Source organism: Exilibacterium tricleocarpae (assembly GCF_007004655.1).
Taxonomy (GTDB): Bacteria; Pseudomonadota; Gammaproteobacteria; order Pseudomonadales; family Cellvibrionaceae; genus Exilibacterium; species Exilibacterium tricleocarpae.
In genome coordinates this window covers 43,297-65,908 of record NZ_ML660097.1, presented here as the reverse complement: position 1 = coordinate 65,908, position 22,612 = coordinate 43,297, and the positions used below count along the sequence as shown (strand labels likewise).

Below are 22,612 nucleotides of genomic sequence, written 5' to 3'. Positions count from 1 at the left end.
ACCTACAGGTGTTCCAACAGCGATTTTCTGAAAATGGCCAGACGCGGCCGGGACAACCGTTTGGCATCATAGATAAACACGTACATCTCACCGTCATCGGAGGCGGGGATGGTGCGGCGAAATTTGTGGCTGCCGATCTCGAACTGCTGCTTACCCGCCGCTACCGGCACCTCGGCGCGGTACTGATCCCTGCCGAGAAACTCAAATGCCACTGCCTGCACCTTGGAGCCGCGTAAAACCAGACGCCGGTAACTGGGTCGACCGGGCTGCCCGTCGGCCAGAAACGACTCCAGGCGAGACATTTCCCCCCGCGCATAGGCCAGCGCTTCCTGATCCAGTGCGATCACTTGTTTGGGAGCTGCTGCCGGTGGTGCCTGCAGGGCCTTGGCCGCAACGGCCGCCGGCTGCGGCGGCTCGACAGGCTTTGGCTCGGGGGCAACCGGCTTGGCCGGGGCCTTCGGCGGCTGTGGCGTCGGCCGGGAATCAACCCGGGTGACGGCCGCCGCGGTGGCATCCTGATCGGCCTGGGCCTTTAGGCTCGCCGCCACCTCGCTAAGGCGCTGTCGCTGACTTGCAATCTGGCTCCTTAAGCTGGCGATGGCCTTTTTAGTGGCCGCCAATTTGGCTTCCGATTCCTTGAGATTGCGGTCAACCCGCTCCAGACGCTTGGTTCGGGTGCGCACGCCGCGCTCCGCCATTTTGTGAGAGTGTTCAGCTTTTTTCAGCGCGCGGCTGTTCTCCTGGCCGGCATCGGCGGAGAAAGCCTGTCGGGCCGCGGTGAGTTCCGCTTCGGCGGTCACCAATTCTTGCTTGGCCTGCTCCAGATCCGCTTGCGCTTCGGTGGCCTTGGTGCGATCACCGAGCAAATCATTTTCGATGTCTTGTTGGGTCGTCTGACGATTTTCCAGTGTCTGCTCAAGGCGCGCCAGAGTTTCCTCCTCGTCGGACAGCGTCGCTGCCTTGGCCGTTGTCACCACGAGCAGGGCCAACCCGAGCAGACGCAAGACGGGCGTTACTAATTGATTTGATAACATCAATCTCATTGTCATTTGCCACGTTATTTGGGGCCGCTGATTATCGCACCTGGCAGGCAAATTTCAACCCGGCGCTGGTTTTAAAAAAAATTTTTATATACCCAAACACTTGACAACAGCCGTTGTGGGTACTGAATATAGGATTTTTGCCGGCGCCGCCAGGGTAATTCATGATGCCGACTTATCACTGCCTTGTGTGTGCTGTCGATCTGACGGCCGATGCGAATCGCGTTGTCCGTCACAGTTTGCAGCTAGTGCAACAAAACCGACAAAAACTACATTTGATTCACGCCTGCGAACACCCGATTACCGGCTACGGTGAACTCACCGGTAACAGCCATTTGATAACGGAGTCACAGATTCGGCGCAGTATTTATCCGTATATGGAAACGCTGAGCAAACACCACGACATTCCCGTTAAGAATCTGCATATTGAGTTCGGTCGCCCCGCCGCCGTCATCCATGCGTTGGCCGCAACCCTGGCGGCGGACCTGATCGTTATCGGCAGCCACGGCCGCTCGGGCATACGCGCATGGCTCGGATCCACGGCCAACAGTGTGCTGCACGGCGCTAACTGTGATGTGCTCACAGTGAGAATAAAAGAAAACTGAAACCTCGCCCCTGCACCTGCCGGCGGCGCACCGCTTTAGTGCCCGGTGGGGCGTAGATTTCAATTGTGGGCGTAGCTGTCAATAAAAAAGGCGCAATAAAAGCCGCACTATGAACTAAAAAAGTGCAGCAACGGTTAAACGTTCTGTCAACTATTTTTATGTACTTTTATGTTGTAACCGTGAAGTGCGATTTATTATCACTGCCGCACCGATCTGCAGATAAACGCGCGATAAGTTTGCGGCGGCCAGCAAAGCATCCGGTTGGAAACGAGATATCACCCGCCTGGCTCCGAATCAAACTCCTGTTCAATTCCGCTTGTGTACTTTCCGTCCCGGATGAGAAAAAACGGGAGCGGTAGGATTGAAATTTTTTTCAATGCTTTGTATCTGGCCCGCAAGAATAACACCACCTAAAGATCTCCAAATAAACGAGTAGCACGGCTATTTATGAAAATACGTTCGAAGCAAATAGCGCTGTCTTGAACCGGCACAATGTGGAGCCGGACCTTGACACGGTGCGGGGTCAGACCAGAATGGCACTTGCCTTGGGCGCCTACCTCTGGTGCTTAAGAGAACTTGGGCCAATTTATCGATCTCAACTCTAGCCCTATCGGTCTTGATTAAGAATACTGTGGGAAGGTCTACCTCTGGCTGGGGCTTTCAGAAACTCTCGACAGCAGGGATGCTGTCGTGACCAAAAGTAGGCGCTTTAGGCGAGTCCCCATGGACGGGTTCATCGAGGGGGCGCCTAGCCCGTGTTTCTGAAAGCCCCAGCCAGAGGTAGACCGGTCAATTGGCACGCCTTCGCTAAAGCACCGGAAGTAGGCGCCCAAGGCAAGTGCCCCTCCCGAAAGGGGTTAGTTTGAGGGAATGCCATTCCGCGCGGGCGTGGGGACGCCCAAAGCGCCCAAGCTCGCCGCCCTGTTCCGAAGGGCAATAGCTCTAATACCTATATTTGACCGGGACTTCGCCGGCAGGCCCAGATGGCGTGTCGCCGCAGATGCGGATGGCATAACTCCGGCAATAAGCAAGCCAGGCAGCTGATAACTAAAGGAAACAAGAGTGAACCCATCGACTGATCTCCGACCCAGGCTCAGTGGCGGAAAGCAGGGAGAAAAGTCGGCCGGGGGAGAAATCGGTGGTGATGCCGCAGCAAATCTTATCGACAATAACATCAACCCGCCCCCACGCCCAGCGTTTTCGGGGCCGAACGGAAAATTTACGCCAACCTATCAATAAACTGAAATAATTCCGCAGTAACCCCTTGAAAATTTTCCTGGCCACGTCAATATATTTCTCAGAGCGCTCTGAATGTAAAAACCTTTCTGACCCTGGCCTTTTAAACAGGCCCAGAAAACCGAGGTTTATCCTGATAAACCTCGGGCATATAAGGATATTCCAGTAAACGTCTGCCGGCACTTGATTGCGACGCTGACAGGGCGGAGCCCGGGATCAACCGTCCCGGCATCCAACCTCCAGGTGCCGGTCCAGGCAGCAGGTATTGACAACAGACAGACGGAAACAGGAGACTCGCCCCTATGCAGCCAGCAGCCGATGTAGTGTACCGGGACCTCGATGCATCCCAGGCTCTCAATGACATCATCAGTAAAAAGCTCGAAAAGCTTTCACGTTTCTCCCACCATATCCAACGCAGTCGCGTGGTACTCGACTCACCCCACAAACACAAGCACAAAGGCAAGCGCTACCGGGCCTCGATCGAACTGGACCTGAAAGGCGCACCCGTCACGGTCAGCCAGGACGACACCTCCATTCACATCGCCGTGCGCGAGGCATTTAACGCCGCCGAACGCAAATTGAAGGAAATGGCTGCACGCCGCCGCAGCGCCCGCCACCAGCCGGAGCCGGCAGACACCGACCAACCGGACTGAGCAGCCCCGCCCCGGGGGCCCTGGCGGCCCCCGCAACGCTGGAATTTGCGACACAGGACCACAATTCCCCTCTAATCGATAGCGCCTCGACCGGGCGGCTTATATACTTAAGCGATCCTGGCTAGAGGGCACTGCTCCATGACCTCGAACAACATCCCGAGAAACGTACCATCCCCCGTTAAACGCCGACCCGCCTGGGTGCTACTGGTCTGGCTTGCGCTCTACCCCGCGCTGGGGCAGGCGCTGAAACCCGAACATGAAGGCGCGCGCCTGCTGCTCGCCGCTGAGCAGGCCGTCGAGCAGAAACAATTCAGCAAAGCCAAGCGCTATCTGGCCCAGGCGGAAAACCTGAGCATAGTGCTGGCACCGGCATTTCACTATTACAAAGGTCGGGTACTGGCCCACGACGGCCGCGGCAGCGAGGCCCGGCGCCAGCTCGAAATCTACGTCGACAAAGCCGGTAGTGAGGGGCCCCACTACGAGGCCGCGCTGCGGCAGATCACCCGCCTGGAAGAAAACCTCAGCCCGCGCAAGCCGGCGGCGTCCCCCAAAGCCGAAATCAACTGGACGACCCGGCCCACCAGCGGCAAGGCCTATACCGAGCGGTTGCAGATGCTGTATATGGCCGGCACGCCGGTGGAGGCGCTGGTGACCCACGTCAATAAACTGCTGGATTTCTACGCCTACGGCGACCCGAGAATCACTGCGGCCAACCGTATCAAGAACCCCACCAAACACAGTATCCGCGTCAGCAAACGCGGTGAGATCATATCTCTCAGCCAGCTTACCGCCCCGCAGCAGAGCTCGGCGGAAGAACCCCTGGCAAAAGAGGAGCGCTTTGCGGTATTTGGTGTCAACCCCTATGTCGACCACCGCTGCGACAATAGCACTGCCAGCTGTTGGATTTTGCACCCGAACAACGCCGGGGACTGGTTGCAGGTGGTGCAGAGCCGCGATGCCGTTAACGAACTGAGCAAGGCGCTGACACAACTGATCAAGCAATTGCAGAAAAGTTAGGTCGGGAGTGAATGGACTCGCTTCGGGCACCCACTTTGACCGGAAATCTACAGTTGAAGTTTCGAATACCCCGCCCGAGATGCCGGTAGTTCCCCTGGTTTATTGGAGACATTCTGACAACTCTGGAGGCGACTGTTACTCAGACCACTGACCACCAACCCCACCCTCACCAACTGAGCTCAACACCAAAATACAACGACCGCGGCTGGCCGGGAAAGTACCGCTCCCCCGTAAAACTGGTAAAGTCCGCCCGCTCGGCGTATTTGCGGTCGGTAAGGTTGGCCAGGCGGGCATAAAATACCGTATCGGGCTGCGGTTGCCAGCGGGTACGCAGGTTCAGCAGGTTGTGGCCCGGGTAGCGGTTGCGGTTTTCGACATCGGTGTAGTAACGGCCCATATGCAGCCACTCCAGCTCCACCAACGCCCGCTCCTCGGCGCGCCAGCTCAACTGCACACTGCCAAAGCGGCGCGGCGCCGAGTCGATATCGTTACCCTTGATATTCACCCCGCCCAGCAGCTGATCGCTGGCGTAGCTGTGACGGGCATAACTGCCGTTGGCTCCGATGCGCCAGGCCGGACTGATTTGATAGTCAACCCGGGCCTCGATACCCCGGTGGCGGGTTTCGCCCTCGCTGACGTTGAAAAAATCGGAGTCCCGGAAGATGACATCCGACTTCTTCATGGTATAGAGCGAGAAATCGTAGCTGAAACGCGCCTCGCTCAGACCGCGCAGCCCCATCTCGATACCGGCAATCGATTCGGAGTCCAGGTCGGCGCCCGTCTGCCGGCGCTGCAGCCGGTACAGCTCAGTGGCCTGGGGAGCGCGGAAACCGTGGGAGAGATTGGCATAGGCGCGGTGATTATCGGCAAACGTGTAGAGCAGGCCCAACTTGGGCGACCAGTTTTCGAAGTTGTCCTCGCGATCCTCGGGACGGCTGAACCGGCAGCCGCCAAAGCCGCAGGGTGTACCGTCAGCCCGGGTGCGCCCGGCCAGCATGCGGTTGTCATAATCATAGCGCAGCGATTCGTAACGCAACCCGGCAGACACCAGCCAGGCCTCACCGAGCGCCCAGCGCGCCTGTACAAACGGTGCCAGCAACGTCGCATCGACATCGTAATCGTAGTGATCACCAACGGGAATCGTCTCGCGCAGAAACGCCGACCCGCGGGTAGGCTGCTCCTGATACTCGTGCAGATAGGCGCTGGTATATTCCATATCGACACCGGCAATCCAGGTCAGCGCCGCGTCGGTGTCGGCAAACAGTGCCGTCTGCACGCCGACGCTGCGCTGGCCGTTTTCCTCGATCGGCTGGCCCGGCAGGAAGTGCTGCAGAAATCGCATCTCGGTGTAGCGGGCATAGGGGGTCACCTTGAGCGCCATTGTGTCACTGAGCGAGTAATCGATCTGCGAACTCAAACGGTAGGAACGGGCATCGCGAAAGGCCTCGGGATTGGGGTTGGAATCGCGCAGATCATCATCCTTGTAAGCGTTCGCGCCCACTACAAAGCCCGCCGTTTCCTGGTTCAGGTTGGTGGCGGAAAAGCGGGTTACCACCGCCAGCCGATCGCGGCTGTAGCGGTGCCCGAACAGGAGCTTTTGCTGGCCGTAACCGGACCGGTCACGATAGCCGCCGTCGTCGGTCAGGTTGATATCCAGGCGGTAGGCCTGCTCCGCCGCGCCCGTCCCGGCATCGGCCAGGCGCCCACCACTGGACAGTTTCAAGCGCGTATAATCGTCGGGCCCCAGCTCCAGGCCGAGGCTGCCCACGGCAGCCCCGTCGACCGCGGGGCTGATCACGTTGATGACACCGTGCAGCGCATTGGAACCATAGAGGGCGGTGCCCGGGCCGCGAATCACCTCAATGCGCCGGGCCTGTTCGGTATTGGCCTCAAACAGCTCATTGACGTTACAAAAACCGGCGGCCCGCAGCGCAACCCCATCCTGGGCGGTAAGAAAGGCGCCGCAGGCGCCGGCACCGGTCAATACCGGCGAGCGCAGGGCCGCCAGGTATTCCTGGCCGTTGCCGCGGGCAATATTGGCCCCTGGAATACGCACCAACGCCTCGTTGATGTGGGTGTGGCCGACCAGGTCCAGTGCGGCCTTATCGACCCCGGCCGCGGCGATCGTGTGCTCTAGGGAGCGCCGCTCCCGACGGCTGGCAGTCACCAGCAGGGTTTCACTGATACCGGCAACAGGCGCCGGGTCTGTGGCAGGTGTTTTTGTGGTAGCGGCGGCGATGCTTGGAATCGCCAGACAGACAGAGACACCTAGTGTCAGGGGTAACAACTTAAGCACTTTATTCACGCTTTACTCGACAATACAACATGTGTCAGGGATGCCGGACGCTAACTCACAGCCGGGCTGATACTGGGAACTATGGGGCCCGAGGTCCGACGCTGGGTACCGAATAGAGAAAGATTGGCAGGCATACTAACACAGGGAATGCAGTCACTTACAAGTGCCTGATAGCGGCAGCGTACAAGGTGTCTTGCGACAGCGGGCGCTGGGTAGGCGCGCGCGCCATAGCGGCTGTGCGGGTCGCGGGGATTGAGTCAGGACTCAGATCGACGTAAATATCGTGTCGGAGGGAATGCTGTACAGCCCTTCGTTGTCGAATGCATGGATATAGATTTCATAGCGGCCGGCCTGCAAGTCTTCAAGCACCACCTCAGTTGCCGCACCGTCGTTAACCACCACCGAACTGAACTGCTCTCCACCCACCATCCGATAGTTTATCTCGTAGCCACCGATCGCGCCCACCACCAGCGGATCGCCGTCTTCGCGTTCGCTCGGCGGCAGCCAGGAAAGCGTGGCGCTGGCGGTTACCGGTGGATTGGGTGGCTGGGGCGGATTGCTGGTCGGCGGATTGTCGAGCCCATCGGAATCACCACCGCCCGAGCCCCCACCCCCACCGCAGGCGGTAAGCAGGGCTGCCAGAAACGCCATCAGTATCGCAGTTGTTATCTTACGGCTGAATACGTTCATACAAGCGGCGCCCCGGACGTTGCAACAGTGGCTGAAATAGGTTGTCGGTATTGTCAATAATCCCGACACTTTTTCAATACCCATAGCGCATTATTCGCTAAATTAATGGCGTTGAAAAACACTTATTGCAGTTAAAAGCCGAGACTGTGAACTCGGCCACACCTCGACACCGGCGGTGCCGTTCCCGCATCACAGCCGGGTGTTAATTGCGACCCCAGGTGTTGTGCTAATTACGACCATAGTTATCTGAAAAACGCACGATATCGTCTTCGCCCAAATAGCTGCCGGACTGGATTTCAATGATTTCCAGCGGGATGGCGCCCGGGTTTTCAAGCCGGTGTTTGACTCCGAGGGGAATATAAGTCGACTCGTTTTCCGTGACCAGATATTCGTCCTCCCCCCGCACCACTTTCGCAGTGCCCTGCACTACAATCCAGTGTTCGGCGCGATGATGATGCATCTGCAGAGACAGTTGTTGTCCCGGGTTGACGACAATCCGCTTGACCTGAAAGCGCTCCCCCATGTCCACCGAATCGTAGTAACCCCAGGGGCGGTAGACCTTGCGGTGGTAGTCGATCTCATCTCTGTCGCTGGTTTCCAGTGCCTTGACGATCGCCTTGACATCCTGTACCCGATCTTTGTCGGCCACCAAAACCGCATCGTCGGTTTCTATGGCGACGATATTGTCGAGCCCCACCGTGGCCAGCAACTTGCCGCCGCTGTATAAATAGCTGTTGGTGGTGTCGTGGCTGATGACATCGCCGATGCTGCAGTTGCCGCGGGCATCCTTCTCGGCCACGTCCCAGATTGCCGACCAGGAACCGATATCGTTCCACTGCGCATCCAGCGGCACCACCACGACATCGTCAGCCTTCTCCATCAGGGCATAGTCGATGGATTCGGCCCGGCAACGGGCAAAGCCGGCCGGTTCCAGACGGATAAAATCCAGATCTTTGTGCGCCTGTTTATACGCGTCGCCGACCGCCGCCACCATGTCGGGTTCGAATTTTTCGAGCTGCCCGAGCAAGGTCGACGCCTTGAACAGAAACATGCCGCTGTTCCAGTAGTAATCGCCCTGCTCCAAATAGCGACACGCGGTCTCCAAATCGGGTTTCTCCACGAACTGCCGCACTTTATAGGTGCCGGCGCCGGTCTCCTCGCCGCGGTGAATATAGCCATAGCCGGTCTCCGGTACCGCCGGCACTATGCCGAACGTCACCAGCTTACCGGCCTCAGCTGCCGGGCGGGCGATATCGACCGCGGCTTTGAAGGCGGCGATATCTCGGATCACATGATCGGCAGGCATCACCAGCAGCACGGGGTCGCTCTCGTCTTCGTGCAGGGCGTGGGCCGCCGCCGCGGCAATGGCCGGCGCCGTGTTCTTAGCCTCGGGCTCGAGCAGGATACCGGCGGCGCCGACGCCGAGCTGGCGCAACTGCTCGGCGATGAAGAACCGGTGCTCCTGGTTACATACCAGCAGCGGCGGCGCATTGTCAGTAACTTCCAGAGCCCTGGCGACGGTATTTTGCAGCAGTGAATTGGTGTCGATCAGATCGATAAACTGTTTGGGGTATGCGCGGCGGGACAGCGGCCACAAGCGGGTGCCACTGCCACCGGAAAGAATGACGGCTAACATGGATTGACTTATCTGTTCCGATATTTTGTAAAGTGCCGTATTGTCTTGTATCTGGGGGGCAATCGCAATCAAATTCGACTGCAGGGGGGCCGACTGCCGGGACCGTGAGTAACGGCAATCGCCTCAGGCGCCTACTTTCGCTTCAAGCGTCTTCATCGTGATAGTACTTAACTTAAGAGGATTTACGCCAAGTTATTAATCCTTGTCTCAATCCTATTGGACTTGCTTAAGAATACTGTGGGTAGGTCTGCCTCTGGAAGGGGCTTTCAGAAACTCTCGACAGCAGGGATGCTGTCGGGAAGCCCCCATGGACGGGTTCACGGCGTGTTTCTGAAAGCCCCTTCCAGAGGCAGACCGGTTGATTGGCACGCCTCCACTTAAGTACCGCCAAAGTAGAAGCTTGCAGCGAAAGTAGGCGCCTGAAACAAGTGCTGTTAGAAACTGTGAGTCCAATAAAGGTACTTTAGTTAACTACAGATAACCGTCAAAATTTTGCCGCTCGGCCAAGGTCTCCCGCAGTCGCTGCAACGCGCGCTTGTGCAATTGCGATACGCGTCCTTTGGTAACGCCAAGCACCGCGGTCAGCGACTCGAACCGGGTCTGCTTGAAATAGTGTTCGCGCAGCACCAGCTGCTCGCGCTCCGGCAGTCGCTCGAGCGCGGCGTGTAAACGCTGCTCCAGCTCGGACACCTCCCGGGCAACATAGGCCGGGTCCTCCTGCGTAGCGACCGGGTCGCGGATCATGCCGGTGTCGGCCAGCATGTGACTGAGCGCCACCTCCACCGTAACATCGACCATTTCCTCAAACAGTTTGGTTCGCGCCCGCTCGTCCAGGCCCTCTGCCAGCGACTCGAGCCGCTCGCGCTGCAAGCGGCGCTGGTGGCGGTACTGATCGCGCCGCTCGGTGGTGCGCTCCATACCGTTGAGGATCGCCCCGCGAATGCGATAGGTGGCATAGGTCTCGAAAGAGGCCCGCGAGTCGGGCCGGTAGCGATCCACCGATTCGATCAGGCCCACCACCCCGTATTGAAAGTAGTCCTCGAACGGCATATCGTCATCGGGCCGGCGAGCGTACAAGCCGGCCGCTATCTTTCTGGCCAGCGGAGTATAGCGATCGATCAGTGCCGTGCGGGCGCCGGCATCGGCTGCGTCGCGCAGGCGCTCCCAGTCGCGCGCTTCATCGGTATCCGAGAGGTCTTCCGGCACCGTCCTGCACCGCTAACTGAAGCTGTTCAACAGCGAATAAACAACCAGATTCCAGCCGTCTATCAAGACAAACATCAGCACTTTGATCGGCAGCGAAATCATCATCGGCGGCACCATCAACATACCCATCGACATCAACACGCTGGCGACGACGAGATCGATCAACAGAAACGGTAAGAAAATCACAAACCCGATCTGGAAAGCGCTTTTCAATTCACTCAACATAAATGCCGGCACCAGCAGAAAGGTCTCGATATCGGCGGCGGAGGCCGGCCGCTCGGCCTTGGCCACATCGACCATCAGCATCAGGTCTTCCTCGCGGGTCTGGCGGATCATAAAGTCATGCAGGTACGTCAGTCCCTCGTCCAGCGCCTGGCGCGATTCCAGCGCGCCGTCCATGTAAGGCTGGAAAGCCTCCGCCTCGATCTGCTTGAAGGTGGGCAGCATATTGAATACCGTCAAAAACAGGGCCATGCTGACGATAACGGTGTTGGGCGGCGTCTGTTGCATGCCGAAAGCGTGGCGCAACATCGACAGGACGATGACAATGCGGGTAAACGAGGTCATGGCAATCAGAATCGCCGGTGCCAGGCTCAACACCGTCAAACCGAGCAGCACTTTCAATGCCGTGGCGGTCTCCTCGGGGTCGCCGCCCTGAGCGCCGAAATCAAGTGTAATCCCCGGCAGCGACACATCTTGCGCAGCGGCGACATTGGCCAGCCCTAACAATGACAGCCCCAGTAAGAGCGGAACCCACCCCACCAGCACGCTATACGGGCGTGCGCCCGCGCTGCTAGTGCTTCGACCAGAAAATACTATCACTTCGGTGGCACTTAGGTCTCGATCCGGGTATGGTCCTTCGGGACCTTCGCCAGCAGGGATGCTGGCGCAGAGCCTACAGGGACGTATTAACGGCCTGTCCCGAAGGACCATACCCGGATCGAGACCGGGTCGATTACGGACACCAAACCCGTTTGGGTGAAAAGATCTACTGGTCAGAGCACTAGTTTTCATCATGTTGCTGCCACGCAGTCTTCTGGCCGTCGCCGTGCAAAACCAGTTGCGACTGGGTGCCGCTGTTGACCAGTAAGTATTCTTTGTTATCAACCGCCAATAGATACACGGAAATTTTGGGTGAAACCCGTTTTACACTCAGCAGCGAAATACGTTGATCGGTCAGGGACTTGACCAGCTTGCTATGAGGAAATTTGGCGCGCAGCAAATCGGGATTTGCCACTGTTTTGCGCACCAGGATAACGCCGCCCACCACCGCCGCAAGCATGACTGAAAACGCCAACAGCAAACGACCGGTGCCGATCCCCTCGGCGCCCGCCGTCTGCTTAAACGGAATCGCAGGCGGGGGATCGGCGCGCTCGGCAGCCGGCGCTGCCCGGGCGGCGACGCCGGCAACACTGACCGACAGCAGAGCGGAGATCAAAACAGCGGTAAACGAACGCACCACGTCAGCGTGTCAGCTCTGTTATCTGCACGCCGAAATTGTCGTCGACGGCAACCAGATGGCCGCGGGCAACCACCTTGCCCTCCAGCAACAGATCCACCGGCGCCGTGGTCGGGCGCGATAATTGCACCACCGAGTTTTCGCCGAGCGACAACAATTCATCGACGGTCATTTCCGCTTCCCCGATCCGCACTTCCAGTTTTACTTTCACACCCCTGATAACGTCCAGGTTTGCCCCGAGCAGCGGGGCCGACACCTCGGCAGAGCCTTCTACCGCGACAACTTCCAGAGTTTCTACACTGCTCATAGTCTGATTTCCTTAACTGCAACTTATTGGTTTAAAGACCCGGCTGGTCTGAAGCTCCGGATCACCGCTGCACCAGGCCGCTTACCTGAAAGGCAAACTGGTCATTGCAACGGGCCAGGTAACCGGAGAAACCGGTCGTCGACAGGGCGATATCCAGCCGTAGCGGATCGTCCAACCCCTTATCCAGCCGAATGACATCGCCCACCCGCAGCCGCGCCAGCGCCTCCAGTTCTAGTTCGGCCTCGCCGAGCACGAGGTGTGCCGATACCGTTTTGCCGCTCAACGCCTCACGCACACTGGCGACCGGAGTGGTCTCAGCTGCCTCTGATGGCTGCATGACAACGCGCTGTGACAGGGTGGATACGGGATAGAACGCCGTCAGCCGGTAATCGCCCAGGGTTATCGCCAGGCGGCAAACACCGCGCTTTACCTCCCTGCCCGTCACCAGGTCGGCAACTATGTTCGCCGTCCCGCCTCGCGCCACGGTCAAACCCGCACCGGCCGCGCCGACCAGCCGGCAGTGCAAATCCGCCAGCGCCTGTTCCACCAGGGACTGGGTGAGGCTCGCCTCCGACACTCCCTCGGGCTCGGCAGCGGGAAAGCCCAACAGCAGCGACGCTATAACACCGCAATCGGCGATCAATACGGCGGCAAGTTCACCGGTTTCCGACACTACCCGCAGATGGGTCTTCGACTCCTCTCCCGCTTCCGACTGTGCCGGTCCGGCGTCGATCAGCTCGACTGTGCTCACCTGCGCGGCCAGACCCGGCACCCAGGTCTCGCGCCAATATTGAAGGTCCCCGTCGAGCGACGTCTGTAACTGGGCGAGCTGGCTGCGGCCCAGTAGCAGATAAGGGCGCGCTTTCATCGCCTGCCTCCGGCGCTGTCCAGTAACTGCTGCAGCATCTCATTGGCGATACTCACCACCTGCGAGGACACTTGAAAGCCCCGCTGCACAATGACCAGATCGGTAAATTCCTGCGACAGCTCGACATTGGAGATTTCAATACTGGCGGCGATAATATTGCCCATCACCCCTTCATTGGCGGCATCGATCTGCAACCGGCCAGGGGTATCGAAGGTAAACAGGCCGCGACCTATCTGCTGCATGTCCTGCAATTCGTTGATCCAGGCCAGCGCCAGGCGCGGGCCCGGGGCGACTTCACCGTTGGAGTAGGCAACTTGCAGGACACCGTCCTCATCAAACGCCAGGGCGGTCTGGGCACCAAAGGAAAAACCGTTCTGGGACTCGACAGCGAGATTGGAGCTGGCGCCGGCGGACAGCGAGGTGGCACCCCGGAAGGAGCCCGGCTCGCCGAAAAAGAAGGTGATGTCGACAGGTTCAGCCGCCTCCGGTTCAAACGCGATGCTAAAGCTGTTGAAGTCTTCCAGCGGCGAGCCGTTGCCCTGGAAACGAATCTCTTTACCGGTGGCGATAGTCACGTCATTTTCATCCTCCACCTCCACCAGCCAACTGCGCGGCGTGGTGGAACTGTTGTTGGTAAACGTCACCTTCAACAGGTGCGCATCGCCCAGTGAGTCGAAAACTCTGACATCTTCGATAACATGCTCGGTGGAGCCACTCGATAAATTGTTAAAGAAACTGACCTCGGTGGTGGCCCTGGCCGGATTGGTTCGCAACGGCGACAGGTTGATATCGATCAGCTCGCCACCGGCGTCGATACCCGCCACCCGGGCGTCATTGATCGTGGATATCACATAACCTTCATCGTCCACTTCGAACTGGCCGACCCGGGAATAAAATGTCTGCCCGCCATCGCGCAGGATCAGAAAGCCGTTGCCGTTGACGGCCACATCGATTTGATTGCCGGTCTGCTGAATGTCCCCCTGGGTGAAGCTCGTCGTGGTGCCGCTCTCGGTAACGCCACCACCATTTTTATACGTGGAAAAGCGGGCGTCGGCCTCGCCGGTGTTGCGGTACTGGTAAAACAGGTCGCGAAACAACAGGTCGTCGCGCTTAAAGCCCGGGGTATTCAGGTTGGCGACATTGTTGCTGATCACATCCAGCCCTTTGGAGAAGGTAACCAGGCCTGTCGTACCATTGTAGATCGTGCCGAAAATACTCATAAGCGGTACCTGTTTGGTTGCTTGACACTCTTTCAGTAACTTGATCCCGGGTGCCGGTTAGCGAATCACGCTGATCTGTCCCAGGGTGATATCGGTGATAAAGCCACCGGCTTCGGTTTCCAGCGTCAGTAACGGCGTGCCGTTTTGAAAGGCGATGGTGACCACCTTGCCGACCACCTGGCTGGTGGTCGTTTGCGCCTGTACGGAGCGACCGATCAAACCGATCGCCTGGGCGCTGTTTTGCAGGCTCAGGGAGGTGTCGAGTTTATCGTTGAGCTGTTGGGTCTGCTCGAGGTTGGTCAACTCGGCAAACTGGGCGATAAATTCATTGTTGTCCAGCGGCTCCAGCGGGTCCTGGAACTGCAGTTGCGCCAGCAGCACCTGTAAAAAATCCTCCTGTTGAATGGCCGCCCGATTGGATGCCGTGGTATCGGCGGGTACACCTATTGCGTCTACTTGCATGGTTTAACTCCTGTCGTTAATTGCGTTTGTTAAAAACCGCACCTGCTTAGTGCTTCGACCAGAAAATATTTTCACTTCGGTGGCACTGAGGTCTCGATCCGGGCATAGCCCTTCGGGACCTTCGCCAGCAGGGATGCTGGCGTAGAGCCTACAGGGATGTATGCACGGCGTGTCCCGAAGGGCTATGCCCGGATCGAGACCGTGTCGGCTAGGACATCAAAACCCGTTTTAGGGGAAAATCTTTATTTGTCGAATATCATTTGGACCTGTTAAAACTCTTTCAATCAGTTCTTTGCCATACAGGCTCACCGTTCAAACTGACCGACAATAACCTCTCACCGACGCCGGCCAGGGCACCGTGCAGGCGATTAAGCAGGCGCAGCACATCGTCGCGCTGCAGCGTGGCATCTCTCAGGAATACCTGCAGACCCTGCTCGGCCCGTGTCACGGTGACGGCACTGGCGGCCGGGAACAAAACTTTAACCAGTACGGCCGGTACCGGCCTGGGTACCGCCGGCAATACCGGTCGTTGCGTCGCACCGACTTCAGCAGTTTTGCCAATACCAACGCCGGCCTCGGCAAGCCCTGCTTTGACGGCACTGTGAAACGTTTTCTGCCGCGCGATCTCGCTGCCGCCCACCTTGCCGCCACGCTCGCCTGCAGCCGTTGCCGGCAGCTTTGCGGCAAAGCTTGTTCGGACCGACGGCAGGGGTGCGGCAGAGTCAACACCGCGCTCGGGCGTTGTCGCCGGCGCTTGCGACGGCTCTGCCACGGCCGCCGGCACGCTGCGCATCAGCGTTGCCTGGCGACCCAGATGCACCCGCTCCAGGGCGCGCTGCCACTGTTCGTAAAAGCCGCGACCGGCCGACCGGCGCCGCGTCGGGTCGGCCGCCGCGGTGGTGTTTTCGACACCGATATCGTCCGTCATTTGTGCCCCTCGTTTTGTAACTCGTGCTGTAACCGATGTTGTAACCACTGTTCGGTCAGTTGCTCGTTGGAACGTTTTTCCCGCTCCCGCAAAACTGTCTTTTGCGAGGTTTCCCTGACCCGCTCCAACGCCTTTACCTGCAGCGCCGCCTGTTTCAATTCCGTGTCCGCCTGCGCGGCCTTCTGCTGCGCCCTTTGCAGCAGTGCCTGTCCCTGCTGGCGGGTCCGGTAACGCTCCGCCAGGTAATGCCGGGCCGCCTGCAGGGCATCGAGGTCCAGTGACGGCCCGGCGGTAACCGCTTTGTGCATGGCACTTTCGGTTGCCGCGATCGCCGCCTCGACCTCATCCAGCGCCTGCTGCGCCGCGACCAGGGACGCGCTGGCCTGTTGCTGGCGCAAGCGCAGTTTTTCCACTTCCCGCGACTCGACCCGAATACTGATATCAGCCTGGCGGGCGCGGCGCTCGTAATCGCTGCTCATGCCGGTGATACCGCCAGCGGCAGTTGCCGCAGTTGTTGCAGCGCCGACTGGCGCGAGACTTTTTCGTCAAACGGTTGCGCGAGAAAACGGTCGATAGCCGGCATGGCACTGATCACCGTGTCCAACTCGGGGTTGGCGCCGGACCGGTAAGCACCGATATCCACCATATCCCGGGCTCGCTCGTAGGTATCCACCATTTTTGTCAACTGCGCGCTCAGCGCCAGGGCGTCGGCATCCACCAGCGAACTCATCAGCCGACTGTTGCTGTGCAGGATATCGATCGACGGATAATGCTTGCGATTGGCCAGCGCCCGCGACAACACAATGCCGCCGTCGAGAATCGCTCTGACGTGATCGGCAATGGGATCGTTCAAGTCGTCGCCCTCCACCAGCACAGTATAAAATGCCGTGATGGAACCGCCGCTGGCGGCGGTGCCGCAACGCTCCAACAGACGCGGCAACATGGCGAACACCGACGGCGTGTAACCGCGACTGGTAGGCGGCTCGCCCACCGCCAGGCCGATCTCGCGCTGCGCCATGGCAAAGCGCGTTATCGAGTCCATAGTCAACACCACATCGCGGCCCTGGTCGCGAAAATATTCGGCGATGGCGGTGGCGGCCAGGGCCGCATGGGCGCGCACCAGCGCCGGTTGGTCAGAGGTCGCCACCACGATGACCGAGCGCGCCAACCCCTCTGTGCCCAGCACGTCTTTGATAAAGTCCATGACCTCTCGCCCGCGCTCGCCGATCAGGGCGATAACGTTGACATCGGCGTTCATATTGCGGCTGATCATACCGAGCAGTGTGCTTTTGCCGACACCGCTGCCGGCAAAGATGCCCAGGCGCTGGCCGCGGCCGACAGTCATCAGGGTATCCACCGCCCGAATACCGGTCTCCAAGACCGTGTCGATCGACGGGCGTTGCAGCGGGTTGAGCGGACGGCGGTGAATCGGGTAACAGGGTCCGGGCGACAAGGGGCCGGCGGCGTCCAGGGGTTCGCCGAAAGCGTTGACCACCCGACCGAGCAGCGCCTCGCCCACCGGCACTTCCACCCCCCGGCCGGTGGCGATAACATCGCTGCCGAGACTGATGCCCCGCAGTTCACCGTAGGGCATTAACAACACCCTGCCGTCTTTGATACCTACTACCTGCGCCGGCGTTGAGGCCGACTGCCGGTGCGCGCGGATTTCACACCGCTCGCCCCAAAAAACTTCCGGCCCGTCAGCCTCCACCACCAGCCCCAAAAACTGCGTCACCGAACCGGTACGCCGTACCAGTTCGGTATCGGCAATGGCGTTGAGGTAAGGTGTGGTAATCACGCCGGGCTTCCCTCCTGTACCGGGTCACCCGCCGTGGCCGCAGCGCTTGTGCGAGTCGTCACGAGCAGTTTCTTGAGCTGCTGCAACTGGTAGTCGAGCCTGGCATCGAGCACACCGGCGCGACTCTTTACAATGCAGCCACCACAGGTCACGCTGTCGTCGGCTTCGAAGGTCACCCCCTGCGGCCAGGCCCCGCGACCTTTGGCAGCCGCCGGCTGCCGCGTCAGTTTGTCGTAGTCGGCGGGCGCTACATGAATCACCAGATCGTCGCGCACCGATACCTGTTGCAGCGCTTGCTTGACCATGGCGGTGAGCAGCGACAGGTCACTGCGCGAACGCCCCAAGATTTTCACCAGCGCGGCGTAAGCAATTTCAACCGCTGCATCTTCAGACGCCTGCAGCAGCGCTTGCTGTTGATGCGCCAGGTTCTCCGCCAGCGTGCGAATACTTTGCACTTGCGCCGCAAATTGTTCGGCACCCTCGGTCTGTGCCGTCAAGGCACCGGCGTCATAACCTTTTTGTCTGGCCTCTTCGTGCAGGCGCTCGCCATCGTTCTGCCACTTCTGCAAACGCTCTTCCAGCTCCTGGACGCGACTCAAAGCCTGCAGGCGCTCGCTGTTCAGCTGCTCGACATAATCGAGATCGAAGGTGGCGGCCGGGACATTCGCCGGCGCTTGGACGGCCGTGCCGTCCGGCACCGGTGGCGCGTCACCGGCCTGGTCCCGGGCATCGTTCCCGTGTCGGATCAGCTCCCTCGGCATGCCTTTTTTAACCGCGGGCGTATGAATTACCGTTGCCACATCAATCTCCTGAAAAAGCCGGGACGGGCCAGCGCCGGATCGCTGTCACGCTGGCGTCGCTCGGCGGCCACCTGGCGCGAGCGGGCGCTGAGTCTTTCCGCAAAGCCTTCCAGCAGCGCCGCCTGCAGTCGCGGACTGATCGCGGCCGACCGTTGTTGCCGATACTCCGCCACACGTCGACGTCGGGCCGGCGGCAAACCCTCGAGCAGGACAGTCTCCCAGGGCCAGTCGCCGCCTGCCAGCAACGCCGCTACCAGGACATCGGGCTCGCCGTTCAGCAGCTCCTCCACTGCCGGCGCTTCGACGGCAGCGATGGTCTGCTCGGCGACGGAGCGATCGCCCCCGTTTCCGGAGTTGTCAGCAGCAGAGCCCGGCGCCTGCAACCGCGTCAGTTCAGCGGTGGTCAGGGCCACTTTGGGAATACCCAACAGATCCAATTCGTCGAGCAGCGGTGCCAGGCGGTCTTTCTGCGTCTCGGACAGTTGCGCCAGGCACCAGTGCCGGTCGGCCGCCGACAGCGCGTGCAAGCGCAGCGCCACCGCTTTATATTTGTCAGTCACCTGATTTTCCATCGTCTCTCACTACCTCATACCGGTCGCGGTATCGGTCACCGCCGGTGTTTCGTCCCGCTCCAGCCACAGCCGTATATCACTGAGCAACCGCTCCCGCTCCGGTGCCGACAGCGCCGGCGCCGGGGCCGGTGTCGGGCGTCGCACCAGCGCAAATACCGAGACCAACAACAGCAACCCCAACACCCCGCCGAACAGCGCCACGGCACTTCGCGGCCACTGCCGCCAGTCAGCCGTTGCCACCGGCGGCGCCTGCAGCGGCGCCGGTGCCACCTCGACCGGTGCCGCCGCCGGCGCGGCGAGTTCACTGATGGCGTAGACGGCGATGTGATCGCCGCGGGACGGCTCCAGCCCGACAGTGACCTCGACCAATTCCCGAATCGCCAGGCGCTGTTCGGGCGAGGTGTCCTCCGGCACCATGACACCGACCGTCAACCGCAACAGTTTGCCGGGCATTTCCACCACCTGCTCCACCGCGCGCCCGTGCCGGTACTCGACTTCAGTGGTGACATTGGCCTCGGCGGTGCTGGTGCCGGAGTCCATGCGCGTCTCGCGACGGCGCACGATATTGCCGGTGCCGGCCGCATCGGCGGGCATCACACTTTCCACGGTCTTCTGCACCTGGTTAAAATCCAGCTCGGCATTGACGGTGACCATGGCGAGGTTGTCACCAAAATGACGCCCCAAGACGGCGTCGACTTTGTCCGCGAGGTAAGCTTCAAACGCCTGTTTTTGCTGCAGGCGCCCGGACACGGCCGCGGCATTGGCCGAATCCAGCGGCTGGCGGCTCAAGGTCATACCGGTCTGATCGGAGACGGTAACCCGCTCAGCACTGAGTCCCGGCACCGACGCCGCCACCAGTCGCTGCACACCGCGTATCTGATACTCGCCGGGCCGACCCGCGCCGCCCAACGCCGCGTCGTTCAAAAACAGGGTGACCGAGGCGCTGGGCGGACTGTCATCCTCTTGAAACAAGCCGCGCTCCGGCATCACCAGATGCACCCTGGCATATTTCACTTCTTTCAACGACATGATGGTGCGGGTGAGTTCACCTTCCAGCGCCCGCTGATAGTTGATGCGCTGGGCAAACTCCGTCATCCCGAAACCGGAATCGTTAAAGATTTCAAACCCCACACCACCGCTCAACGGTACCCCCGACCCCATCAGCTTGAGCCGGATTTCGTGCACCGCCGCCTCCGGTACGTTGATCTGGGTACCGCCGTTGGCCAGTTCAAAATCGATTTTGAGGCGCTCCAGCTCCGCCACCACACCGGCGGCATCGCGCGGTTCCAGATCGGTGAACAGCGGCTGATAGCGCTCGCTCGATAACCAAAAAAACCCGCCGGCGGCCAGCCCGACAACAATGGCGATGCTCAGCACCAGCGACAGCCGCGCCCGCGTGGTGAGAACGTCCCAACCCGGTAGTAGAGATTCCATCATTCAAGCCCTTCTTATCACGCTAACTCGTTCTATCCGTCACACCTGCATCCGCATCACTTCCTGGTAACTTTCCAGTAGTTTGTTGCGCACTTCCACCACCAACTGCATCCCCAACTTGGCTTTCTCCAGCGTCGACATCACCTGGTGCAGGTTATCCTGCTCACCGGTAACCAGCCGTTGCACCTGGACATCGGCGGCGGCGATCTGTTGATTGACAGTGTCGATCTCCTGTGCCAGCCAGGTGGCGAAGTTCGGCGCATCGGAAGCGATGTTGACACCGGTAAACCGGGTCGCCGGCGTATCGGCGGCAATCCAGTCAATCGCATCAATGGACATGGGTCACTCTCCTATTTCCAGGGCCCGCAGGGCCATGGTCTTGGCGGCGTTCAGCGCCTGCACATTGGCCTCGTAGGCGCGGGTCGTTTGCAGCAGGTCGACCATCTCCGATACCGGGTTGATATTCGGATAGGCCACAAAACCCTCGGCGTCCGCATCCGGGTGGGCGGGATCGTGCACCAGACGCGGCTCGCTCAGGTCCGGCTGCACCGCCACGACCCGGGCGCCGCCATAGCGCTGTTGCATACCGCTGACCGAATCGCTGTAGAGCGCCTGGAAACCTCTGCCCTCACCGATAATCACCTCCAGCGGCTGGAACGCCGCCCCGTTGGCGCCACGGGTCGTGTTGACGTTGGCCAGGTTGAGCGCCACGGTATCGAGGCGGACTTTCTGCACGGCCATACCGGAGGCGCTGATATCAAATGCGGAAAAATAGTCCATTATCGCCTGCCTCCTGCAATCGCCATTTTTACCAACTCGCCGCGTTTACCCGAGGCATCCAGTAGCGCGTGGTAGCGCAATGTGTTTTCCGCAATGCGCACCATCTCGCCATCGAGTTCCACCGCCTCCGCAGTGGTGACCACCAGCGAACCGTCTTGCCGCAGTTGCCCTTTCAGCATCTCCAGGCGCTGTGCCAGCCCAGTCTCGGAGGCGCCCAGGCTATCGGTGGCACCGGCCAGGTGTTGCTCGAAGGTCAGGCGTTTGGCCCGATACCCCGGGGTATCCACGTTGGCGATATTGTGGGCGATCACCCGGTGACGCAGCAGCGCGGCATCGAGCGCCGTGCGCAACAGGTCCGAGGTCACCCCACCCAGATTGTCGATCATGATCCGACTCCTTCAGTTGCTGTCATAGGTACTGAATAATCTACTTTTTTACTGAATAACCAATTCGGCGTGTAAAGCGCCGGCCCGCTTGATGCCCTGTAAAATGGTGATAATGTCGCGGCTGGTCGCTTTGACTTTGTTCAGGGCCGTCACCAGGTCAGCCACTTTCGAGCCCGGCGGCAAGGCGACCGACAGCGGCAGTTCCTCAGTCACTTCCACGGTGGTTTCCGGGACTACCTGGGTGCCGATACCGGACAGGTCGCTGTCCACCACCGCACTGCCCACAATCAGCGGTTGCGAGACAAAAAACTCCGTGCTGATAGCGACATTGAGATTGCCGTGGGTGATAGTGATCGGCGAGATAACCACATTGCCGCCGGACACCACAGTGCCGGTGCGCTCGTTGACAACCACCCGCGCCGGCGTGTCGGGCACCACCTCGACACCTTCCACCCGAGTCAGAAACGGTACGATATCGACGGCTTGTGCGGCGGGCACCGAGACCTGCACCCGCGCCGCATCCAATGCTTTGACCTGGCCTTCGCCGAGCAGCGCGGTCAGGGACTGGACGATGCGGTTGGCAGTTTCGAAATCCGGTTCGTGCAGTTTGTACAGAATCGATCGGGACGCGTCGATGATGACGGTTTGCACGGAGCGATCCACGGTCGCACCACTGGTGATATAGGCGGCGGTGGGGTGGTTCTTCTGGATCAGGTTACCATTGAGATCGTAGCTGAAACCGCCCACCGAAACCGGTCCCTGGGCAAACGCGTAGATATCGCTGTCGGCCATGGCCAGCGGCGTCAACATCAGGGTACCGCCCACCAGGCTGCGGGCGTCGCCGAGCGAGGTGACGTTGACATCCAGCTTGTCACCGCGCTGGGCATAGGCCGGCAGGGTCGCCGTCACCATCACCGCGGCGGCATTGCGGGTGCGCACCTTATCGGCGGGCACATTGACGCCGAAACGCAGCAGCATATTGCGCACCGACTGCAGGGTAGCGGTGTTGCGGGCGGTGTCGCCGGTGCCCGCCAGACCGGTGATGATACCGTAACCCACTACGGCGTTATCGGTTTCCGTAGCCAGCCGGGCCAGGTCTTTCAGGCGCACCCCGCCCGGCGGCTGCGCCTCGAGTGCGACACCGGGTACCAGGATACAAAACACCAGCAAACCGAGGTAGCGGATCAATCCCGGCCGCTTACTGTTGCTGTCACACATA

24 protein-coding genes are annotated in these 22,612 nt (G+C 59.9%); 3 read left to right on the top strand and 21 right to left on the bottom strand.

Translation table 11 applies throughout. The features are described from left to right. Positions 1 to 2 precede the first annotated feature (2 nt). Positions 3 to 1,043, bottom strand: coding sequence for a hypothetical protein (locus FKG94_RS17145; protein ID WP_142905557.1), 1,041 nt, complete (start codon positions 1,041 to 1,043; stop codon positions 3 to 5). 161 nt (positions 1,044 to 1,204) lie between these two features. On the opposite strand from FKG94_RS17145, the gene FKG94_RS17140 reads away from it, so the two are divergent. The 3 genes from FKG94_RS17140 (at position 1,205) to FKG94_RS17130 (ending at position 4,551) form a co-directional block, all read left to right on the top strand. Continuing rightward, positions 1,205 to 1,645, top strand: a complete 441-nt coding sequence (locus FKG94_RS17140; RefSeq protein WP_142905556.1) for a universal stress protein — start codon at positions 1,205 to 1,207, stop codon at positions 1,643 to 1,645. Between the two features lie 1,538 nt (positions 1,646 to 3,183). Further along, the gene (locus FKG94_RS17135; protein WP_142905555.1) at positions 3,184 to 3,534 is read left to right on the top strand and encodes an HPF/RaiA family ribosome-associated protein; all 351 of its coding nucleotides are present in this window, start codon (positions 3,184 to 3,186) and stop codon (positions 3,532 to 3,534) included. Between the two features lie 138 nt (positions 3,535 to 3,672). Further along, entirely contained in the window at positions 3,673 to 4,551 is an 879-nt protein-coding gene (locus FKG94_RS17130; RefSeq protein ID WP_142905554.1) for a hypothetical protein, read from the top strand. Between the two features lie 166 nt (positions 4,552 to 4,717). Here FKG94_RS17130 and FKG94_RS17125 read toward each other — a convergent pair whose 3' ends face one another. The 20 genes from FKG94_RS17125 to FKG94_RS17030 form a co-directional block, all read right to left on the bottom strand. Beyond that, positions 4,718 to 6,856: a TonB-dependent receptor gene (locus FKG94_RS17125; RefSeq protein WP_142905553.1), complete on the bottom strand. Its 2,139-nt coding sequence runs from the start codon at positions 6,854 to 6,856 to the stop codon at positions 4,718 to 4,720. Positions 6,857 to 7,111: 255 nt separating this feature from the next. Beyond that, positions 7,112 to 7,537, bottom strand: coding sequence for a fibronectin type III domain-containing protein (locus FKG94_RS17120; RefSeq protein WP_179957691.1), 426 nt, complete (start codon positions 7,535 to 7,537; stop codon positions 7,112 to 7,114). A gap of 226 nt (positions 7,538 to 7,763) precedes the next feature. Continuing rightward, entirely contained in the window at positions 7,764 to 9,173 is a 1,410-nt protein-coding gene (locus FKG94_RS17115) for a mannose-1-phosphate guanylyltransferase/mannose-6-phosphate isomerase (RefSeq protein WP_142905551.1), read from the bottom strand. 471 nt (positions 9,174 to 9,644) lie between these two features. Further along, positions 9,645 to 10,379, bottom strand: a complete 735-nt coding sequence (locus tag FKG94_RS17110) for a sigma-70 family RNA polymerase sigma factor (RefSeq protein WP_142905550.1) — start codon at positions 10,377 to 10,379, stop codon at positions 9,645 to 9,647. A gap of 12 nt (positions 10,380 to 10,391) precedes the next feature. Continuing rightward, positions 10,392 to 11,141 (bottom strand): flagellar type III secretion system pore protein FliP, encoded by a 750-nt coding sequence (gene fliP, locus FKG94_RS17105; RefSeq protein WP_218943562.1) that lies wholly within the window; start codon positions 11,139 to 11,141, stop codon positions 10,392 to 10,394. A gap of 241 nt (positions 11,142 to 11,382) precedes the next feature. Then, positions 11,383 to 11,841, bottom strand: coding sequence for a hypothetical protein (locus FKG94_RS17100; RefSeq protein WP_142905548.1), 459 nt, complete (start codon positions 11,839 to 11,841; stop codon positions 11,383 to 11,385). A 1-nt stretch (position 11,842) separates the two neighbouring features. Beyond that, complete coding sequence (locus FKG94_RS17095; RefSeq protein ID WP_142905547.1) at positions 11,843 to 12,145, bottom strand: FliM/FliN family flagellar motor switch protein; 303 nt, start codon at positions 12,143 to 12,145, stop codon at positions 11,843 to 11,845. 61 nt (positions 12,146 to 12,206) lie between these two features. Next, complete coding sequence (locus FKG94_RS17090) at positions 12,207 to 13,013, bottom strand: FliM/FliN family flagellar motor switch protein (RefSeq protein WP_142905546.1); 807 nt, start codon at positions 13,011 to 13,013, stop codon at positions 12,207 to 12,209. Continuing rightward, positions 13,010 to 14,233, bottom strand: coding sequence for a flagellar hook-basal body complex protein (locus tag FKG94_RS17085; protein ID WP_142905545.1), 1,224 nt, complete (start codon positions 14,231 to 14,233; stop codon positions 13,010 to 13,012). Before FKG94_RS17085 ends, FKG94_RS17090 begins: the two co-directional genes overlap by 4 nt. A 57-nt stretch (positions 14,234 to 14,290) precedes the next feature. Further along, on the bottom strand, positions 14,291 to 14,695 hold the full coding sequence (locus tag FKG94_RS17080) for a flagellar hook assembly protein FlgD (RefSeq protein ID WP_142905544.1): 405 nt from the start codon (positions 14,693 to 14,695) through the stop codon (positions 14,291 to 14,293). Positions 14,696 to 14,975: 280 nt separating this feature from the next. Continuing rightward, the gene (locus FKG94_RS17075) at positions 14,976 to 15,623 is read right to left on the bottom strand and encodes a hypothetical protein (protein WP_142905543.1); all 648 of its coding nucleotides are present in this window, start codon (positions 15,621 to 15,623) and stop codon (positions 14,976 to 14,978) included. Then, entirely contained in the window at positions 15,620 to 16,102 is a 483-nt protein-coding gene (locus FKG94_RS17070) for a hypothetical protein (RefSeq protein WP_142905542.1), read from the bottom strand. The genes FKG94_RS17075 and FKG94_RS17070 overlap by 4 nt, the downstream gene beginning before the upstream one ends. Next, on the bottom strand, positions 16,099 to 17,421 hold the full coding sequence (locus FKG94_RS17065) for a FliI/YscN family ATPase (RefSeq protein WP_142905541.1): 1,323 nt from the start codon (positions 17,419 to 17,421) through the stop codon (positions 16,099 to 16,101). The genes FKG94_RS17070 and FKG94_RS17065 overlap by 4 nt, the downstream gene beginning before the upstream one ends. After that, positions 17,418 to 18,221, bottom strand: coding sequence for a FliH/SctL family protein (locus tag FKG94_RS17060; RefSeq protein WP_142905540.1), 804 nt, complete (start codon positions 18,219 to 18,221; stop codon positions 17,418 to 17,420). The genes FKG94_RS17065 and FKG94_RS17060 overlap by 4 nt, the downstream gene beginning before the upstream one ends. Further along, complete coding sequence (locus tag FKG94_RS17055; protein ID WP_142905539.1) at positions 18,209 to 18,781, bottom strand: hypothetical protein; 573 nt, start codon at positions 18,779 to 18,781, stop codon at positions 18,209 to 18,211. Before FKG94_RS17055 ends, FKG94_RS17060 begins: the two co-directional genes overlap by 13 nt. A 21-nt stretch (positions 18,782 to 18,802) precedes the next feature. Beyond that, entirely contained in the window at positions 18,803 to 20,230 is a 1,428-nt protein-coding gene (gene fliF, locus FKG94_RS17050) for a flagellar basal-body MS-ring/collar protein FliF (protein ID WP_142905538.1), read from the bottom strand. A gap of 36 nt (positions 20,231 to 20,266) precedes the next feature. Further along, the gene (gene fliE, locus FKG94_RS17045) at positions 20,267 to 20,566 is read right to left on the bottom strand and encodes a flagellar hook-basal body complex protein FliE (protein WP_142905537.1); all 300 of its coding nucleotides are present in this window, start codon (positions 20,564 to 20,566) and stop codon (positions 20,267 to 20,269) included. Between the two features lie 3 nt (positions 20,567 to 20,569). Beyond that, entirely contained in the window at positions 20,570 to 21,007 is a 438-nt protein-coding gene (flgC, locus tag FKG94_RS17040) for a flagellar basal body rod protein FlgC (RefSeq protein WP_142905536.1), read from the bottom strand. Next, positions 21,007 to 21,393 (bottom strand): flagellar basal body rod protein FlgB, encoded by a 387-nt coding sequence (flgB, locus tag FKG94_RS17035; protein ID WP_142905535.1) that lies wholly within the window; start codon positions 21,391 to 21,393, stop codon positions 21,007 to 21,009. Before flgB ends, flgC begins: the two co-directional genes overlap by 1 nt. 48 nt (positions 21,394 to 21,441) lie before the next feature. After that, on the bottom strand, positions 21,442 to 22,611 hold the full coding sequence (locus FKG94_RS17030) for a flagellar basal body P-ring protein FlgI (RefSeq protein WP_142905534.1): 1,170 nt from the start codon (positions 22,609 to 22,611) through the stop codon (positions 21,442 to 21,444). Position 22,612: the final 1 nt, after the last annotated feature.

Coding starts and splice junctions, on each gene's coding strand:
- FKG94_RS17145 (WP_142905557.1), bottom strand. CDS start 1,043: ATGAGATTGATGTTATCAAATCAATTAGTAACGCCCGTCTTGCGTCTG.
- FKG94_RS17140 (WP_142905556.1), top strand. CDS start 1,205: ATGATGCCGACTTATCACTGCCTTGTGTGTGCTGTCGATCTGACGGCC.
- FKG94_RS17135 (WP_142905555.1), top strand. CDS start 3,184: ATGCAGCCAGCAGCCGATGTAGTGTACCGGGACCTCGATGCATCCCAG.
- FKG94_RS17130 (WP_142905554.1), top strand. CDS start 3,673: ATGACCTCGAACAACATCCCGAGAAACGTACCATCCCCCGTTAAACGC.
- FKG94_RS17120 (WP_179957691.1), bottom strand. CDS start 7,537: ATGAACGTATTCAGCCGTAAGATAACAACTGCGATACTGATGGCGTTT.
- FKG94_RS17115 (WP_142905551.1), bottom strand. CDS start 9,173: ATGTTAGCCGTCATTCTTTCCGGTGGCAGTGGCACCCGCTTGTGGCCG.
- FKG94_RS17095 (WP_142905547.1), bottom strand. CDS start 12,145: ATGAGCAGTGTAGAAACTCTGGAAGTTGTCGCGGTAGAAGGCTCTGCC.
- FKG94_RS17090 (WP_142905546.1), bottom strand. CDS start 13,013: ATGAAAGCGCGCCCTTATCTGCTACTGGGCCGCAGCCAGCTCGCCCAG.
- FKG94_RS17085 (WP_142905545.1), bottom strand. CDS start 14,233: ATGAGTATTTTCGGCACGATCTACAATGGTACGACAGGCCTGGTTACC.
- FKG94_RS17080 (WP_142905544.1), bottom strand. CDS start 14,695: ATGCAAGTAGACGCAATAGGTGTACCCGCCGATACCACGGCATCCAAT.
- FKG94_RS17075 (WP_142905543.1), bottom strand. CDS start 15,623: ATGACGGACGATATCGGTGTCGAAAACACCACCGCGGCGGCCGACCCG.
- FKG94_RS17070 (WP_142905542.1), bottom strand. CDS start 16,102: ATGAGCAGCGATTACGAGCGCCGCGCCCGCCAGGCTGATATCAGTATT.
- fliF (WP_142905538.1), bottom strand. CDS start 20,230: ATGATGGAATCTCTACTACCGGGTTGGGACGTTCTCACCACGCGGGCG.
- fliE (WP_142905537.1), bottom strand. CDS start 20,566: ATGTCCATTGATGCGATTGACTGGATTGCCGCCGATACGCCGGCGACC.
- flgC (WP_142905536.1), bottom strand. CDS start 21,007: ATGGACTATTTTTCCGCATTTGATATCAGCGCCTCCGGTATGGCCGTG.
- flgB (WP_142905535.1), bottom strand. CDS start 21,393: ATGATCGACAATCTGGGTGGGGTGACCTCGGACCTGTTGCGCACGGCG.
- FKG94_RS17030 (WP_142905534.1), bottom strand. CDS start 22,611: ATGTGTGACAGCAACAGTAAGCGGCCGGGATTGATCCGCTACCTCGGT.